General features: G+C 44.3%; 14 protein-coding genes. All 14 read left to right on the top strand.

Features of this window, described 5'->3' with window-relative positions; genetic code table 11:
* The first annotated feature begins 184 nt into the window (after positions 1-184).
* The 14 genes from Q8R38_07300 to Q8R38_07235 all read left to right on the top strand — a co-directional run bounded on the left by Q8R38_07300 (position 185) and on the right by Q8R38_07235 (position 15,067).
* Positions 185-1,900: a TIGR03960 family B12-binding radical SAM protein gene (locus tag Q8R38_07300; GenBank protein ID MDP3791831.1), complete on the top strand. Its 1,716-nt coding sequence runs from the start codon at positions 185-187 to the stop codon at positions 1,898-1,900.
* A 74-nt stretch (positions 1,901-1,974) separates the two neighbouring features.
* Positions 1,975-3,393 carry a diguanylate cyclase gene (locus tag Q8R38_07295; protein MDP3791830.1) on the top strand — a complete coding sequence of 473 codons (1,419 nt, stop codon included), beginning with the start codon at positions 1,975-1,977 and terminating at the stop codon, positions 3,391-3,393.
* Between the two features lie 23 nt (positions 3,394-3,416).
* Positions 3,417-4,481: a type IV pilus twitching motility protein PilT gene (locus Q8R38_07290; protein MDP3791829.1), complete on the top strand. Its 1,065-nt coding sequence runs from the start codon at positions 3,417-3,419 to the stop codon at positions 4,479-4,481.
* 6 nt (positions 4,482-4,487) lie between these two features.
* The gene (locus Q8R38_07285; GenBank protein ID MDP3791828.1) at positions 4,488-4,943 is read left to right on the top strand and encodes a hypothetical protein; all 456 of its coding nucleotides are present in this window, start codon (positions 4,488-4,490) and stop codon (positions 4,941-4,943) included.
* Entirely contained in the window at positions 4,940-6,676 is a 1,737-nt protein-coding gene (locus tag Q8R38_07280) for an ATPase, T2SS/T4P/T4SS family (GenBank protein ID MDP3791827.1), read from the top strand. Before Q8R38_07285 ends, Q8R38_07280 begins: the two co-directional genes overlap by 4 nt.
* Before the next feature lie 4 nt (positions 6,677-6,680).
* Positions 6,681-8,405: a GspE/PulE family protein gene (locus tag Q8R38_07275; protein MDP3791826.1), complete on the top strand. Its 1,725-nt coding sequence runs from the start codon at positions 6,681-6,683 to the stop codon at positions 8,403-8,405.
* 4 nt (positions 8,406-8,409) lie between these two features.
* Complete coding sequence (locus Q8R38_07270) at positions 8,410-9,627, top strand: type II secretion system F family protein (protein ID MDP3791825.1); 1,218 nt, start codon at positions 8,410-8,412, stop codon at positions 9,625-9,627.
* 237 nt (positions 9,628-9,864) lie between these two features.
* Positions 9,865-10,191, top strand: coding sequence for a prepilin-type N-terminal cleavage/methylation domain-containing protein (locus Q8R38_07265; protein MDP3791824.1), 327 nt, complete (start codon positions 9,865-9,867; stop codon positions 10,189-10,191).
* Positions 10,192-10,309: 118 nt separating this feature from the next.
* A complete protein-coding gene (locus Q8R38_07260) occupies positions 10,310-10,672 on the top strand; it encodes a prepilin-type N-terminal cleavage/methylation domain-containing protein (protein ID MDP3791823.1) in 363 nt (120 codons plus the stop codon).
* 1 nt (position 10,673) lies between these two features.
* Entirely contained in the window at positions 10,674-11,705 is a 1,032-nt protein-coding gene (pilM, locus tag Q8R38_07255) for a type IV pilus assembly protein PilM (GenBank protein MDP3791822.1), read from the top strand.
* 6 nt (positions 11,706-11,711) lie between these two features.
* Positions 11,712-12,398 carry a hypothetical protein gene (locus Q8R38_07250; protein MDP3791821.1) on the top strand — a complete coding sequence of 229 codons (687 nt, stop codon included), beginning with the start codon at positions 11,712-11,714 and terminating at the stop codon, positions 12,396-12,398.
* 5 nt (positions 12,399-12,403) lie between these two features.
* A complete protein-coding gene (gene pilO / locus Q8R38_07245; GenBank protein MDP3791820.1) occupies positions 12,404-13,000 on the top strand; it encodes a type 4a pilus biogenesis protein PilO in 597 nt (198 codons plus the stop codon).
* Between the two features lie 11 nt (positions 13,001-13,011).
* Positions 13,012-13,410, top strand: a complete 399-nt coding sequence (locus Q8R38_07240; protein ID MDP3791819.1) for a hypothetical protein — start codon at positions 13,012-13,014, stop codon at positions 13,408-13,410.
* Positions 13,391-15,067: a secretin N-terminal domain-containing protein gene (locus tag Q8R38_07235; GenBank protein MDP3791818.1), complete on the top strand. Its 1,677-nt coding sequence runs from the start codon at positions 13,391-13,393 to the stop codon at positions 15,065-15,067. The genes Q8R38_07240 and Q8R38_07235 overlap by 20 nt, the downstream gene beginning before the upstream one ends.
* Position 15,068: the final 1 nt, after the last annotated feature.

Below are 15,068 nucleotides of genomic sequence, written 5' to 3'. Positions count from 1 at the left end.
CGCAGGCCCCCGTTTTTCGACAGAACAAAAGACCGACCTCACCGTAGCATCTGGTCTACTACATAGTTGATTGCGAAGGCGGGGGAACATTTTTCCTGCCACCTATACATGACTATCTTACATACTTATTTAGGTGGCTTGTGCTGACCGTAACTGTAGGCTTAGGTATGGACAAGAAAAACATATGGGCAATTTAAATGAGTTGTTATTGACTGTGAGGAAGCCCGCCAGATATATCGGTGGGGAGTGGAACTCCGTTAAGAAGGAGTGGACGCCTGATAAGGTGAAGGTGCTGCTCGCGTTCCCGGAAGTTTATGAAGTCGGGATGAGCTACCTGGGTTTGAAGATCTTGTACGGTATTCTGAATAAACGCGATGACTGTCTCGCCGAAAGAGTGTTTTCTCCGTGGCCGGATTTCGAAAAGGTCCTGCGCGATAACAATATAAGCCTCTTCAGCCTCGAATCGAGAAGGCCGATAAAGGAATTTGATATTATCGGATTCAGCCTTGCCTATGAACTTAATTATACAAATGTATTGAACCTTATAGGTCTCGGCAATATCCCTTTAAGATCCTCGGAAAGGTCAGATGGCGATCCGCTGATAATTGCCGGAGGCCCTGCATCTTTCAATCCTGAACCGATGGCGGAATTTATTGACGCGTTTGTGATAGGTGACGGCGAAGGGGCAATAGGCGAGATTGTAGAAGCGTACAAAGCAGGAGCCGGAGGCCGTAAGCAAATATTGCGTGAGCTCGCAAAAATACAGGGTGTTTATGTGCCGTCACTATACGAAGTTAAATATAACGATGACTGTACAATAAAAAGTTTTTTACCTAAGCATGAAGGCGTGCCCCAGAAAGTTCGCAAAGCCCTTATAGAAGATTTGGATGATTCTTTTTATCCCACGGATCAGATAGTTCCGCATATACAGATAGTTCATGACCGTATAATGCTCGAGATAATGCGCGGATGCAAGCATGTATGCAAGTTTTGCCAGGCCGGCACAACATACAGGCCCCGCCGTGAAAGATCGAAAGAGAAGGTTCTTGAGCTTGCGCGCGAAACATACGCTAATACAGGCTACGAGGAGATATCACTTTTATCTCTATCGAGTGGTGACCATTCCGGGATTAAAGAGATAATCGAAGGCTTAAATGAAATATTTAAAGATAAGGCTGTGTCGATATCCGTACCATCCCTAAGGATAGAAGACACGCTGAATAAGCTGCCCGTCCTGATAGCGCAGGTGAAAAAGTCGGGCCTCACATTCGCCCCGGAGGCCGGAAGCGAATGTTTAAGAAAAGCCATAAATAAAAATATAGATATAGAAAAACTATTATCAGCGCTTAGAGAATCTTTTAAAGCGGGTTGGCGAAAAGTGAAACTGTATTTTATGATAGGGCTGCCCACAGAAAAAGAAGAGGACCTTGTCGCGATGACAGAGCTTCTTTACAAAATTTCTAATTCAAGGCGTGAAATAGATAAGAAAGACGCTCATGTTACCGCAAGTATTAACGCGTTCGTGCCGCGGCCACATACACCTTTTCAATGGCAGGCCATGGAAAGCATAGACTCCCTGAATAAAAAGAAATACCAGTTAAGGAAGCAGATGAAATCCAGGATGATTGAACTGGATTTTCACTCATTTCAGATGGGATACCTTGAAGCGGTCTTCGCAAGAGGAGACAGGAGGTTGTCGGAGGCCATATATGAAGCATGGAAGTCGGGGCTTAAGTTTGACGGATGGAATGAATACTTCAATTTTGATTTATGGCTGCAATCTTTTAAGAAAACCGGTGTGGACCCGGATTTTTACGCCATCCGTACAAGAAGCCACGATGAGACGCTACCCTGGAGTTTTATAGACATAGGCGCGGGTTTGACAACTGTGCATTCGTAATGTATACTTAGCATAAATATAAAGTAGATTATAATATAATATTGTTATTTAAATTAATATAAGGAGGCTTAAAGATGATGGGTCTCTTCAAGAAGATGTCCCTTGCGCCAAAAGGTTTAAGATATAAACTGATAATGGCCTTCAGCCTGATGTCTATAATCCCAATATTAGCCTGCGCGTATATAATATTCTCCTACTCATTCCCCACAGCGACAGAACTTATAAGCATAGCGGCAGTTATCGCGATATCAATTGTTATAGCGATGTTGGGCCTTATTCTTGCCAGGGGCCTTGTGGATCCCGTAATAGACATGGCCATAGAAGCAAAGATGATAGCAAACGGCGAATTCGGCAGAGAGATATCCGTGTCGAGTCCGGATGAAATAGGCATACTTGGAGAGTCCATCAATTCGATGACGCAGAAGATACGGCTTAATCTCGACGAGCTGAAGAGTTTCGGCCAGAGAACCAAAGAATTAAATATTGAAATACATAAAAAAGTGCTGGCGCTGTCCAGCCTGCTTCAGATAGGCGACCTCGTCGCGTCCGGATCCACGGAGTTGGACGCTATACTGGAACTTTCGGCTCAGAAGGTATCGATGCTCTTCGACGGCGGCTTCTGCGTATTTTATATGATGCCCAAAGAGGAGAGCAGCGAGTTTTTACCTAAAGCGCACTCCAGCGTACGCGAAGAAGCCTTGCTTGATATAATCGTAAGAAAAGGAGAGGGGCTGCTGGGCAAGATAGTCCAGAATAGGACATTTCTAATAGTGGATAAATCCACCAAAATGAATAACGATATAGAAGAATTCAGGCAATCGCACAATGTAAAAAATATGGTAGTTGTGCCGATATATTCCGGGAATAAAGATTACGGCCTTTTTATTGTGGGCAATAGGCTTGATGATTACCGTTACAAGACCGACGATATAGATCTTATTAAGATATTCTCAAAGCAGGTTACTATAGCCATAGAGAATGATATCTGGATAAAGAAGACGGAGGAATTTTCGATAAAAGATGACCTTACGGATCTTTATAATAAGAATTATGTTTTGTCCAGGCTCGACGAAGAGATCCGGCGTTCCATATTTTATCAGAGGCCATGTTCCTTCCTCGTGTTCAACATAGATAATTTTAAAACTCTGCGTGACGTCAAAGGAGAGCTGGTCGCGGAGGATATTATCAAGAAAGTCGCGAAGGTGATAAAAGATAATACAACGCCTGTCGGAAAAGCGGCAAGGATAGGCGGGGATGAATTCGCGATGCTGCTGCCCGAAAAGAACAAGCGCCAGGCCGCCGAAATAGCGGAAGACTTAAGAAAGAAAATAGAGGCTACCAACTTTTCGCGTGACGGGAAATTTACGATAACGGTTTCAGGCGGAGTAAGCGAAAACCCCATAGATGGTTCAACTCAGGAAGAACTGTTTAAGAAAGCTATGGAAGCCCTGCAGAATGCCAAGTCTTTAGGCAAGAACAGGGTTGTTGCCTAAATAAGAGATAAGGAGATGATTGTATGCCCAAGGATATGAATTCCCTGCTGAAGCTGATGGTGGAAAAAGGCGCGTCGGACCTGCATATTACCGTAAAGTGGCCGGCCCAGATAAGAATAGATGAGAAACTGGTAGCTGTGGACGATCATATTCTATCGCCCGAAGAGGTAAAGAGCCTTATATACAGCATGTTGACTAAACAGCAGATAGAGAAATTTGAGAGGGATTTTGAGCTGGACATATCCTTTGAGTTGGCCGAAATAAGCCGGTTCAGGGTAAATATTTTTAAACAAAGAGGCACTGTCGGCGCCTCGATAAGGCTGATACCCTATAAGATCTGGTCTTTTGAGGAATGCGGTTTGCCGGAGAATATAGCGGTTAATTTTTGCAAAAGACCGAAAGGGTTGGTGCTTTTTACCGGAGCCACCGGAAGCGGCAAGTCAACATCTTTAGCTTCTATGATAGACTGGATAAATAATGACAGGCCGTGCCACATAGTAACGATAGAAGACCCGATAGAATTTGTCCACCAGAATAAGAAGGCCCTGGTGGATCAGAGAGAAGTTTACAGCGATACGCATACGTTTCCCGCGGCGTTAAAACATGTCTTAAGGCAGGATCCCGACGTTATACTTATAGGGGAAATGCGCGATCTGGAGACGATAGAATCAGCGTTAATAATCGCGGAGACCGGACATCTTGTATTCGCTACGCTTCATACTTCAGATTGCGTCCAGACTATAAACAGGATTGTGGATGTCTTTCCGGCGCACCAGCAGCAGCAGATAAGGACACAGCTGTCATTTGTGCTGCTTGGCGTCATATCGCAGCAGCTTATACCGAAACAGGGAGGTAAGGGGCGCGTGCTCGCGGCCGAGGTTTTAATGGTAAATCCCGCCGTCAGGAGCTTGATAAGGGAGTCGAAGGTGCACCAGATATATTCAGCAATACAGACTTCTCAAAAAGAAGGCATGAAGACGATGAACCAGGCGCTGTATGAACTTTATCAGAAGAAGTTCATAACTTACGAACAGGCAGTCGCGAGAAGTACCGATCCGGAAGATTTAGCGAGGCTATTTAAAAGGTGATTACGAATGCCGCCAACTAGACGCATCATATCAAAACAGCTGGGAGAATTGCTCTGCGAGAAGGGCATAATAAACGAGGCCCAACTCGATAAAGCCATCAAGATACAGAGTGAAAAAGGCGGGCTGATAGGCCAGATCCTTGTGATGCTTGGATACGCCAAAGAAGAAGAGATAGCCCAAGTCTTGACGGTACAATACGGATATCCGTACCTGCCGCTTCAAAGTTATGAAATAAGCGATGACATAATAAAGCTCGTGCCGGAAAATGTATGCAAGCAGTATAACCTTATAGCCATAGACAGGATAGGGAACCTTCTCACCATAACCATGTCAAACCCTCTGAACACACAGGCGGTGGAAGACGTCGAGATGCTAACCGCCTGCAAGGTTCAGATCTTCATAAGCACAATGACCGATATAAATAACGCCATAAGCAAGTATTATGGGAAAACCCAGAAATGATACTTTCGCTAAAAGAAAAGATCCTTAAGATATTCTTCGAGAAGAAGCTTATAAAAGAGGCTGACCTCGAAAAAGCGCTGAAGATACAGCGTGAAAAAGGAGGATCTTTAAGCGATATCTTAGTCGATCTCGGCCATATATCCAAAAGCGAACTTATGGTGGCATTGAGCCACGAGCTTGGCATCCCACCGATAAATCTTTCAAGATATAAGATAGACCCCAATGTTATAAAATTGATCCCGAAAAAGATCGCCAAACGGTATCAAATAATACCTATATCAAAGATGGGCAATACCCTGGTCGTGGCTATGGTCGATCCATTGAACATATTTGCGATAGACGACATAAAAGCCATTACCGGATACAATATAAGCCCTATTATAACTGCCGACGGTGATATAAAGGACGCGATAGGACAGTATTATGAAGAGAGCGCTTATACGGCTATAGAGAAGATAGTCGGCGATATGAAAGACGCTGCTGATATAAGCATGATCGAGGAGCGCTCCGCCCAGGAGGCGCAGGATTCGACGGATCTTTTTAGAATCACGCAAGATGCGCCCGTAGTCAAGATCACAAACCTGATTCTCGCGGAAGGCGTCAATGCCAGGGCGAGCGATATTTTAATAGAGCCTCTTGAGCAGGAAGTGCGTGTAAGATACAGGGTGGACGGTGTGCTTCAGGAGGCAAAGCGTCCGCCAAAGGCTCTTCACAACGCCATAATATCCAGAATAAAGGTTATGTCAAACCTTGACATAGCGGAACGCAGGCTTCCACAGGACGGAAGGTTCAAGGTCAGGCTTCATAACCGCGAAGTAGATTTCAGAATATCAGTTATACCCTCAAGTAAGGGCGAGAAGGCGGCATTAAGAGTTCTCGATAAGTCGCAGGCTATGCTGGATCTTGAAAAGCTGGGGTTTGATAAAAAGTCGATGGAAGAGATAAGGCAGGGCGCGATGAAGCCGCACGGTATGATTCTCGTGTGTGGCCCCACAGGGTGCGGCAAGACGACGACGTTATATTCGGTATTAGAATACATAAACTCTCCCGAAGATAATGTTATAACGGTTGAAGATCCTGTCGAATATGTTATAGGGGGCATAAATCAAGTTACCGCAAGGCCGGATATAGGCTTAACATTTGCGGGTGCGCTAAGATCAATATTAAGACAGGACCCCGATATAATAATGATAGGCGAGATACGCGATTTCGAAACTGTAGATATTGCGATAAAAGCGGCGCTCACAGGACATCTGGTATTAAGTACGCTGCATACTACGACAGCCGCCGGGTCGGTCACAAGACTCTTGAATATGGGCGTTGAGCCTTTCCTGATAACATCTTCGGTGATATTAGTGGCCGCCCAAAGGCTTGTAAGGAAAATATGCAATAATTGCAAGGAGCCGTATGAGCTGGATGCGGATATCGCGGGAAAATATAATATCAATAAGGATGGCAAGAAAGTTACTTTATATCACGGCAAAGGCTGTGATATTTGCCGCAAAACAGGATATAGGGGCAGGGTCGGATTGATAGAAGTGCTGACTTTAACACCTAAAATAAAGACTCTTATACTTGAAAGGGCGCAGGAGTATAAGATAATGGAGCAGGCCAGGGCGGAAGGCATGATAACGCTAAGAGAAAACGGGATCGCGCTGGCTCTGGACGGCGTTACTACGTTAGATGAAATTGTTCGCGTTACAGTCGGCGACCAGGACCTGGAAGTGGACTAATTTTATGGCAGAATCACTAAAAGACAAGCTTACAGATATACTTATAAAAGGCAACCTTCTCAAAAAGAAGGACCTTGATAAGGCGCTTGAAATCCAAAAGACGTCGGGCGGGAGCCTGGGGAAGATACTTGTAGACAAAGGGTTTGTATCTCAAAAGAGCCTCGTTGTCGCTATGAGCAGCCACCTTGATATTCCGCCGATAGATCTTGCGAAATATAAGATAGACAAAGAACTGCTTCGGCTTATACCCGAAAAGGTCGCGCGTCAGTACACGCTTTTACCTCTTTCCAAGATAGGCAATGTACTGACAGTAGTAATATCGGATCCTCTGAATGTTTTTGCCATCGATGATGTAAAGATGATGACGCATTTTAAGATAGATCTTGTTATCGCTCAGGAAAGCGAAATAAAAGACGCGATAAATTCGTATTATGGCACAACTGCGCAGACTCAGGAGATATCTAAAATACTTGAAGAGGTAAAGCCGGGTGATGACGTGGAGATCGTTGAGGAGGAGAGGATAGATGTCAGCGAGGTAACGGAAGAGAGCCAAAAGGCGCCGATAGTAAAAGTGGTGAGCCTTATTCTTAACGAAGCTATAAAGAAGAGAGCCAGTGATATACATATCGAACCAAACGAAAAATTCTTAAAGGTCAGATACAGGATAGACGGAAGCCTTCACGACGTCTTTACTTTACCTAAAAAAAACCAGAACGCGGTACTCGCGCGCCTTAAGATAATGTCTAAGCTTGACATCACTGAAACACGCCTGCCGCAGGACGGACGCTTTAAGATAAGCTTTGAAGGCAAAGAGATAGACTTCAGAGTATCGGTGCTGCCGATAACTTTTGGCGGCAAGGTGGTATTGAGGATACTGGACAAGTCGAGCATAAATATAGGGTTGGAAAAATTAGGATTTTTACCGCAGCCTTTAGAAACTTTTAAAACAGCCCTCGCCAGGCCTTATGGAATGATACTGGTTACCGGCCCGACCGGAAGCGGCAAATCTACAACGCTGTATTCAATAATAAGCCAGCTTAATGTGGCGGAGCGCAATATAATAACATTGGAAGATCCCGTCGAGTATGAAACCGAAGGGATTACACAGATACCCGCCAGGCCCGAGATAGGCCTGACGTTCGCGACGGGCTTAAAGAGCGTGTTAAGACAAAGCCCGGATATAATAATGGTGGGAGAAATACGTGATTTTGAAACAGCCGATATAGCCATTAAAGCGTCTCTTACGGGTCAACTTATATTGAGCACTTTGCATACAAATGATTCTGCCGGAGCCATAACCAGGTTGATAGATATGGGAGTAGAGCCGTTTCTTGTGGCGTCAAGCTTAATACTCGCGTCAGCGCAGCGTCTTATGAGAAAGATTTGCGAAAATTGCAAAGAGGAGATGGCGATACCCCAGGACGTTTTAGAAAGGCTGGGCCTGGAATCAGGGGAAATGAAGACCAGATCCGTAAAGACTTTTTACAAAGGCAGGGGATGTCCGCGATGTAACGACACCGGTTACTATGGGAGAATAGCCATACTCGAGGCGCTGTTAATAGATGATCCTGTAAGAAGCATGATAATGAAGAAGGCGTCGAGCGATGAAATAAAGGATTACGCGGTCAAAGAAAAAGGGATGATGACCTTGAGAGATAACGCCGTTGAAAACTGCATCATGGGTGTTACAACATTGGAAGAGGTTTTAAGAGTCACGTCGGAGGATTAAGAGGATGCCCAATTTTAAATATGCAGCTAAAGATAATTCCGGAAAAACCGTAAACGGTTCCTTTGAGGCTCCGGACCGCGCGCAGGCAGTGGATACTCTGCGTAAAAAAGGCCTTATAATAGTTTCTGTAGATGAAGCCCTCCCGAAATTTTCCAAGTCTTTTTCGCTATTCAAGGGCAAGAAGATAAAGATAGACGATCTCGTGGTCTTCTCAAGACAGCTTGCCACGATGGTCGACGCAGGTATACCTTTAGTCGGGGCGCTTGATATACTGGGCGAGCAGATGGAAAACAAAACATTTGGCGCCATGATACTTAAGATACGAAATGACATCGAAACCGGCTCCAGCTTATCGGACGCTTTATCTAAACATAAGAAAGCATTCTCGCCATTATTTGTAAGCATGGTAAAGGCGGGTGAGTCCAGCGGTATGCTTGATGAGATATTGGATAGGTTAGCCGCATATCTTGAAAAGACCAGCGCTCTGCAAAAAAAGATAGGATCGGCCCTTGTATATCCGGCTGTTGTAAGCGGCATGGCAGTAGCCATAACATTGGTTTTGCTTCTTAAGGTCATACCGATATTCAAAGAGATATTCGCGGGATTCGGCGCGGCATTGCCAAAACCAACCATGATAATGATAGGCATAAGCGATGCCATAAGATATTACTTTCCGGCTATCGTAGGTGCGGTTGTTATTATAGCTTTCTTCGCCATTAGATTCGTCAGGACCGAAAAAGGAAGGCTCGTATATGATTCGTTGCTGCTGAAAATGCCGATATTTGGCGTGTTATTTAAGAAAGTCGCGATAAGTAAGTTTACAAGAACCCTTTCCACACTGATAAAAAGCGGCGTTCCCATACTGAATTCCCTGGATATAGTGGGTAAAACAGCGGGAAATAGAGCCATAGAAATGGCCGTTGATACTGTGAAGAACAATGTTCGCGAGGGGGAAAGCGTGGCAGAGCCGTTAGCCAGGTCGAAATTATTCCCTCCCATGGTTGTCAGGATGATCTCTGTCGGAGAACAGTCGGGCCAGCTTGAGAAGATGTTGACAAAAATAGCCGATTTTTACGATGAGCAGGTTGACGCGGCTGTAAGCGGGCTTACCAGCCTGATAGAGCCTCTCATAATAGCGTTCTTAGGCATCGTAATAGGGACCGTGGTTATATGTATGTTTCTGCCTATATTTAAGGTTACATCCATAATGGGCGGCGGATAGGCATTTATTGCCTATCTTGACAAAGCGGCATTTATAGGGTATACTTCTTGTGTAAGGTCTTGAAGGGGATATTATCTTTAAAATGCCATTATATATAGTTTAATGGGAATATAAGTTCTCCAACTAGGCCTAAGTTAACAAAAAGGAAGCTTTGAAATTGGGTCTTTTTGGAGTTTTTTTTATTTATATATACTCCAAGTGCATCCTTATAAAAAGTGAAGAAGGGGGGTGAGTGACATGTTAAGAAGAAAAGGCTTTACATTAGTGGAAATAATGATAGTAGTTGCAATTATAGGTCTATTGGCGGCAATAGCCATTCCGAACTTCGTGAACGCGAGAACAACCGCACAGAGAAACGCTTGTATAGCGAACCTGAAGCAGATTCAGGGGGGCATACAGGTTGCTGCGCTTGATCTTGGTTTGGCGGTTCCTCCAACCCAGGCCCAGCTCGTGCCTGGCTATATAAGAGTATGGCCGGCATGCAACGGCGTTGCTTATGCTATTCCAGCTGCCTTAAATGCGGATCCCGTTTGTCCTAACGGAACAGCCGGGCATACGTTGTAATTTATAGACAGTTTGGAAGTTAGTACTTAAAAACCCCGTGCTTTTAAGCGCGGGGTTTTTATTTTGTTGCGTCGCCTTGACTTTTATCTTCTATCATGATAATATTGTTTTATTATTTATGCGTATTAACCCAAATAAAGGCTTCACTCTCGTAGAGATATTGTGCGTCGTGGCAATTATCGCGCTTATACTCGCCATAGCCATCCCAACCTTCATCACAATAAGAATTAACTCACAGAAGACCATATGCATAGCCAATCTCGATAAGATAAGCGGCGCAATAGACCAATGGGCACTCGAAAGACAGATACCGGCCGGAACCGCGATATCAGGTGTGGACGAAGACGATATATACAATAATTTTACGCAAGGCGGAAAAAAGGAATGCCCTGCTGGCGGGGCATATACTTTACATACCGTGGGAGAAACACCGCAAGTTTCCTGCAGCCTTGAAAGTGAAGGCCATAAATTGGCTAATTAATATGTTTAGTTTTGATTTTAAAAAAAGCTTCCAGACCAAGCCTAAGAATAGGATAGGCCTTGATATCGGAAGTTCCGCGGTAAAGATAGTCGAGATAGAAAACCTCGAAGGTAAGTCTATCTTGGCGCATATAGGCCTGAAGAAACTTCCCAACCCATCAAAAGAGACTCTCGTAGAATCCATCAAATCACTGATTGAAGAATCAAAGATATCATCTAAAGAAGTCAGTGTGTCCGTATCGGGACCTTCGACAATAGTACGGTTTGTTTCGATGCCAAAGATGAGAGAGGACGAATTAAAAGGGGCGATAAAATTCGAGGCGGAAAAGTATATCCCGTTTGCGATAGACGACTGCATAATAGATTACCAGGTTTTGAAGAAGGATGAAAAAGAGAATAAGCTTGATATGCTGCTTGTCGCTGTCAAAAAAGAACTCGTTATGGGCAAGATAGCAATTGCCGAGGCCGGTGGCCTGGACGTAAGGATCGTAGATGTGGATACATTCGCCATCGCGAATTCGTTTTTAAAAAATTTCAATAATCACGATACGAACAAGACGGCGGCGCTTCTCAACATAGGCTCGGGCCTGACAAATGTCAGTATAGTTCGAGACGGTGTGCTGCACTTCTCCAGAGACGTCGCTATAGGCGGCGCGGATTTTAATAATGTTATTTCCAAGGGCCTTAACCTTGATCCGGCAGGCGCGGAAAACATAAAGATAGCGCCCAAAGATAAGGCGCCGGATGTGGTGAGTTGCACTAAAAGCATGCTTAATAATCTTCTTGATGAGATGAGGCTCTCATTCAGTTATTATGAGAACCAGTCCGGCATGGGCATTGATGAGATATATCTTTCCGGCGGCACTTCCGATCTTGTGGGCCTGGAAGGCGCTTTCCATGAAGCATTCGAGTCAAAACCATTCTTGTGGGATCCGACGCAATTTCTCGACACATCCAGAGTAACACAGAACGCGGATCTTATAAAAAAGATGAGCAGGTCTTTTGCGGTGGCCGTCGGCCTCGCGATAAGGTAAAAATATATGATAGAGATAAATTTATTGCCGGAAGAGTTAAAAAAGAAGAAACGTTCGGCATCTAAAATAGATGTTATGAATATAGATCTCCAGAAGATCCTTTTTGTCAGGATAGCTATAGTCGCGGCGGTCATATTTGTCGCTATACAGGTGCTGGTATTCGGCTTGGGATTTCTCGGCAGTATCATTTTTAACTCAATGGAGAAGGGTTACAACAAGATGCTGCCCCAGAAGCAAGAGGCGGACAAGCTGCAGGCGCAGATATCCAAGATGAGCAGGAAAGTGTCGGCAATAGATGAATTGATGGTAAAGCGATTCAGTTGGACGAAAAAGCTGAATGACTTAAGTGATTCAACAACGCCCGGTGTATGGATCACGCAGCTGGAATACGACGAAAAGTTGGTAGAAAGGCCCAGGGCCTCCGGTAATAACACGTCGAAAGGCAAAGACGGCGCGGAAGGCAGGCAGGCTATGGAAAAAGTCGTTGAAAGATATCTCATTATATCCGGGGCGGCTTCCAGCATGGGAGAGGAAGGCACGGCCCTTATAGGGCGCTTCATAAAGAATCTCAAGGAGAACCCCTCGTTTTATTCCGATTTTAGCGATATAGAACTTGGCAGCATAAAAAGAGAGCAGGTATCCGGACAGGAAGTCATGAGTTTTAAGATAACATGCCTCTTTAAAATAAGGTAGCAGATATGGCTTTTAATATAAAAAATATAGATTTCAAAAATATCGACTTTAAGGACAAAAAGACGCAGACCACCACACTGATCATATTGCTGTCCGCCACTGTATTCATTCTTTATATATACTATGTTTTTCTACCCAGGGTTACGAATGATGTAGTTGTAATAGGAAAGACCATTGGTATGAGGACGGATCTGAAGGAAGCAAAGTCTTTGATAGCCCAAAAAGATATACTGAGAAAGAAAGTGGGGGAATACAACGAGAAGATAGAGTTATACGAAAAGAAGCTTCCTGCCCAGCAAGAGATACCGAGCCTGCTGGAAGACCTCTCGAAGATGGCCAGGAACGCCAATATAACGATTATAGGTATAACGCCCATAACTATGAAGCTTCAAAAAGAAAAGAAGATCTCCGTATATCAGGAGATACCGATTTTAATTACCGCGAAATCAGGTTATCATGAACTCGGCCGTTTCCTGAATAATCTTGAAAATGGCGACAGATTCATGAAAATAGTGGATATCAGCATAAAGGCAAACTCCGCGATGCCGAAGAGGCATGATGTGGAGTTGATGGTATATACCTATGTACTGCCTGCTGAATAATAAAGTGTGCAATGTATAAGACAATAGTGTATACTCTCTTGGTAATAGTATTTTTATCCATTCCGGCGCCATATATCTGGTGCGCGGATAGCTTAAGCGATGGATTTATTTATGATTCCAGAGGCAAGAGAGATCCGTTCGTTCCTCTAATAGGACAGGAGAGAAGCGCCGGTGCAGGCCTCGAGACTGTGGTATCCTTTGACGATTTGAGGCTCGAGGGTATAGCTACCGGTATCGGCGGTAGACAGGTGGCTATAATAAACGGCCAGATGGTCAAAGAGAAAGACAAATTTGGCGCCCTTTTGATAAAAAAGATATCCCGTAAGCAGGTGGACCTTTCGATAGAAGGCCGGGATTATGCTTTAACTTTGCAGGAACCCGAGAAAGAGAATGCGGGCAATAAAAAATAAAATATTTTTAGTTGTTTTTACATTTGTTTTAACTGTAGCCGTGCATGGCTTATTAGCGGAAGAAACCGCTAAAAATACGCCTGCTGAAGTTAAGCCTCAAGCAGAACCTGCCTCATCGGAAAAACCTAAAGATGCAGTTGCTACCGCCGCCATACCCGCGCAAGAATCTGAAGCCGAAGAAGAAGCGCTTGACGAGTCTGTTAAGATAGAACCGGGCAATGTAACCGTTAATTTCAAAGGCGCGGATATAAAGACAGTGCTGTCCTACATATCCGAAGTTGCGGGTATTGATATAGTCGCCGCTCCGGATGTCAAAGGAATTATAGATCTAAAACTTTCGAACAAACCCTGGAAGGTGGCACTCGATATAATAGTGAGAAATTACGGCTTCGCTTACGAAAGAGAAGGCGATATAATACGCGTTGTGACGATAGATAAATTAAAGCAGGAGGAAGTTACAACCCAGGCCTTTAAGGTAAATTATGGAAAGGCGAAAGATATAGTAAGTTCCGTGGAGGATATCGTAGGAGACAGAGGCAGTGTAATGCATGACGACAGGACCAATATGGTCATCGTCACCGATATACCGACGAATGTTTACAAGATAGGCCAGATAGTGCAAAGGCTCGATAAAGAGACGAGCCAGGTGCTTATAGAGGCCAGGGTTCTTGAGACTGTTTTGGGCGACAGCGAAAAGCTCGGAATAGACTGGAACATAAAGATTACCGCGAGCGGCGCCAAGAGGCCGATAACAGCGCCGTTTAATTATTATGGTGCAGACAGCCGCCTTATCGAGAATTTTTATCCTCTGACCCAGTCTGGCACAACAAATACAGTTACTACCACTACGGGCGCAAGCGGCGCTAATACCACTCCTCCATATCCAATAGACGCTTTGGGCACGGTAGGGACTCCGGGCACCGCCGGGTCTAAAGGATTCCCATACATTGATTACACCCAGGATATATTCAAGGATACTTTTACATTTGGGACGCTCGATTTTTCACAATTCAAAGCCGTGCTGGAGATGATAAAATCCAGGTCTGATACGAATATAGTTTCAAATCCGCGCATAGCGACATTAAATAATAATCCGGCAAATATTATAGTTGGACAGACGATAAATCTTCCTAAGTATGAGAGAAATTCTACGACGGGTAAAATGGAGATATCGGGTTATGACGCGAAGGATCTGGGGATAAAATTAAAAGTCGTGCCTCACATAAATGAGAAGGATGAGATAGTTGTAGAGCTCGCTCCCGAGATAAGCGATTTTGTAAGATATGATACGCTCGACGCCTCAAGCGGCATAGTTGCTCCCGTATTTTCATCGCGTCAGGCAAATACAAAGGTCATGATAAGGGACGGCGACACTATATTCATAGGCGGCATGATAAAAGAGAATATAATCGACTCAAAGAAGAAGCTTCCTTTTGTCGGAGACCTTCTCGGGGATGTTCCTTACCTGGGATTACTCTTCACGAAAAAAGATAAGATAAGGCAGAAAGTTGAATTGATATTCTTCATAACCGTAAGGCTGATGAAGCCGGGGCAAGAATTAAGTGAAGTTCCGAATCCGGAAAAAGCGTATAAACCCACTTATGAGCTTAGTCAGGACAAGAAGAGGGTTCTCTCCAAAAAGAGAAAGATTAAATAGA

The organism is Candidatus Omnitrophota bacterium, assembly GCA_030695905.1.
Lineage (GTDB): Bacteria > Omnitrophota > Gorgyraeia > 2-01-FULL-45-10 > 2-01-FULL-45-10 > CAZHPY01.
The sequence above is the reverse complement of the archived record's forward strand: the minus strand, read 5'-3'. Positions and strand labels throughout refer to the sequence as shown.

Excerpts from the sequence above, each read along its gene's own strand:
- Q8R38_07240 (MDP3791819.1), top strand. The coding sequence starts at position 13,012 with ATGTATAAGACAATAGTGTATACTCTCTTGGTAATAGTATTTTTATCC.
- Q8R38_07235 (MDP3791818.1), top strand. The coding sequence starts at position 13,391 with ATGCGGGCAATAAAAAATAAAATATTTTTAGTTGTTTTTACATTTGTT.
- Q8R38_07270 (MDP3791825.1), top strand. The coding sequence starts at position 8,410 with ATGCCCAATTTTAAATATGCAGCTAAAGATAATTCCGGAAAAACCGTA.
- Q8R38_07280 (MDP3791827.1), top strand. The coding sequence starts at position 4,940 with ATGATACTTTCGCTAAAAGAAAAGATCCTTAAGATATTCTTCGAGAAG.
- Q8R38_07285 (MDP3791828.1), top strand. The coding sequence starts at position 4,488 with ATGCCGCCAACTAGACGCATCATATCAAAACAGCTGGGAGAATTGCTC.
- Q8R38_07260 (MDP3791823.1), top strand. The coding sequence starts at position 10,310 with ATGCGTATTAACCCAAATAAAGGCTTCACTCTCGTAGAGATATTGTGC.
- pilO (MDP3791820.1), top strand. The coding sequence starts at position 12,404 with ATGGCTTTTAATATAAAAAATATAGATTTCAAAAATATCGACTTTAAG.
- pilM (MDP3791822.1), top strand. The coding sequence starts at position 10,674 with ATGTTTAGTTTTGATTTTAAAAAAAGCTTCCAGACCAAGCCTAAGAAT.
- Q8R38_07290 (MDP3791829.1), top strand. The coding sequence starts at position 3,417 with ATGCCCAAGGATATGAATTCCCTGCTGAAGCTGATGGTGGAAAAAGGC.
- Q8R38_07295 (MDP3791830.1), top strand. The coding sequence starts at position 1,975 with ATGATGGGTCTCTTCAAGAAGATGTCCCTTGCGCCAAAAGGTTTAAGA.
- Q8R38_07265 (MDP3791824.1), top strand. The coding sequence starts at position 9,865 with ATGTTAAGAAGAAAAGGCTTTACATTAGTGGAAATAATGATAGTAGTT.
- Q8R38_07250 (MDP3791821.1), top strand. The coding sequence starts at position 11,712 with ATGATAGAGATAAATTTATTGCCGGAAGAGTTAAAAAAGAAGAAACGT.
- Q8R38_07300 (MDP3791831.1), top strand. The coding sequence starts at position 185 with ATGGGCAATTTAAATGAGTTGTTATTGACTGTGAGGAAGCCCGCCAGA.
- Q8R38_07275 (MDP3791826.1), top strand. The coding sequence starts at position 6,681 with ATGGCAGAATCACTAAAAGACAAGCTTACAGATATACTTATAAAAGGC.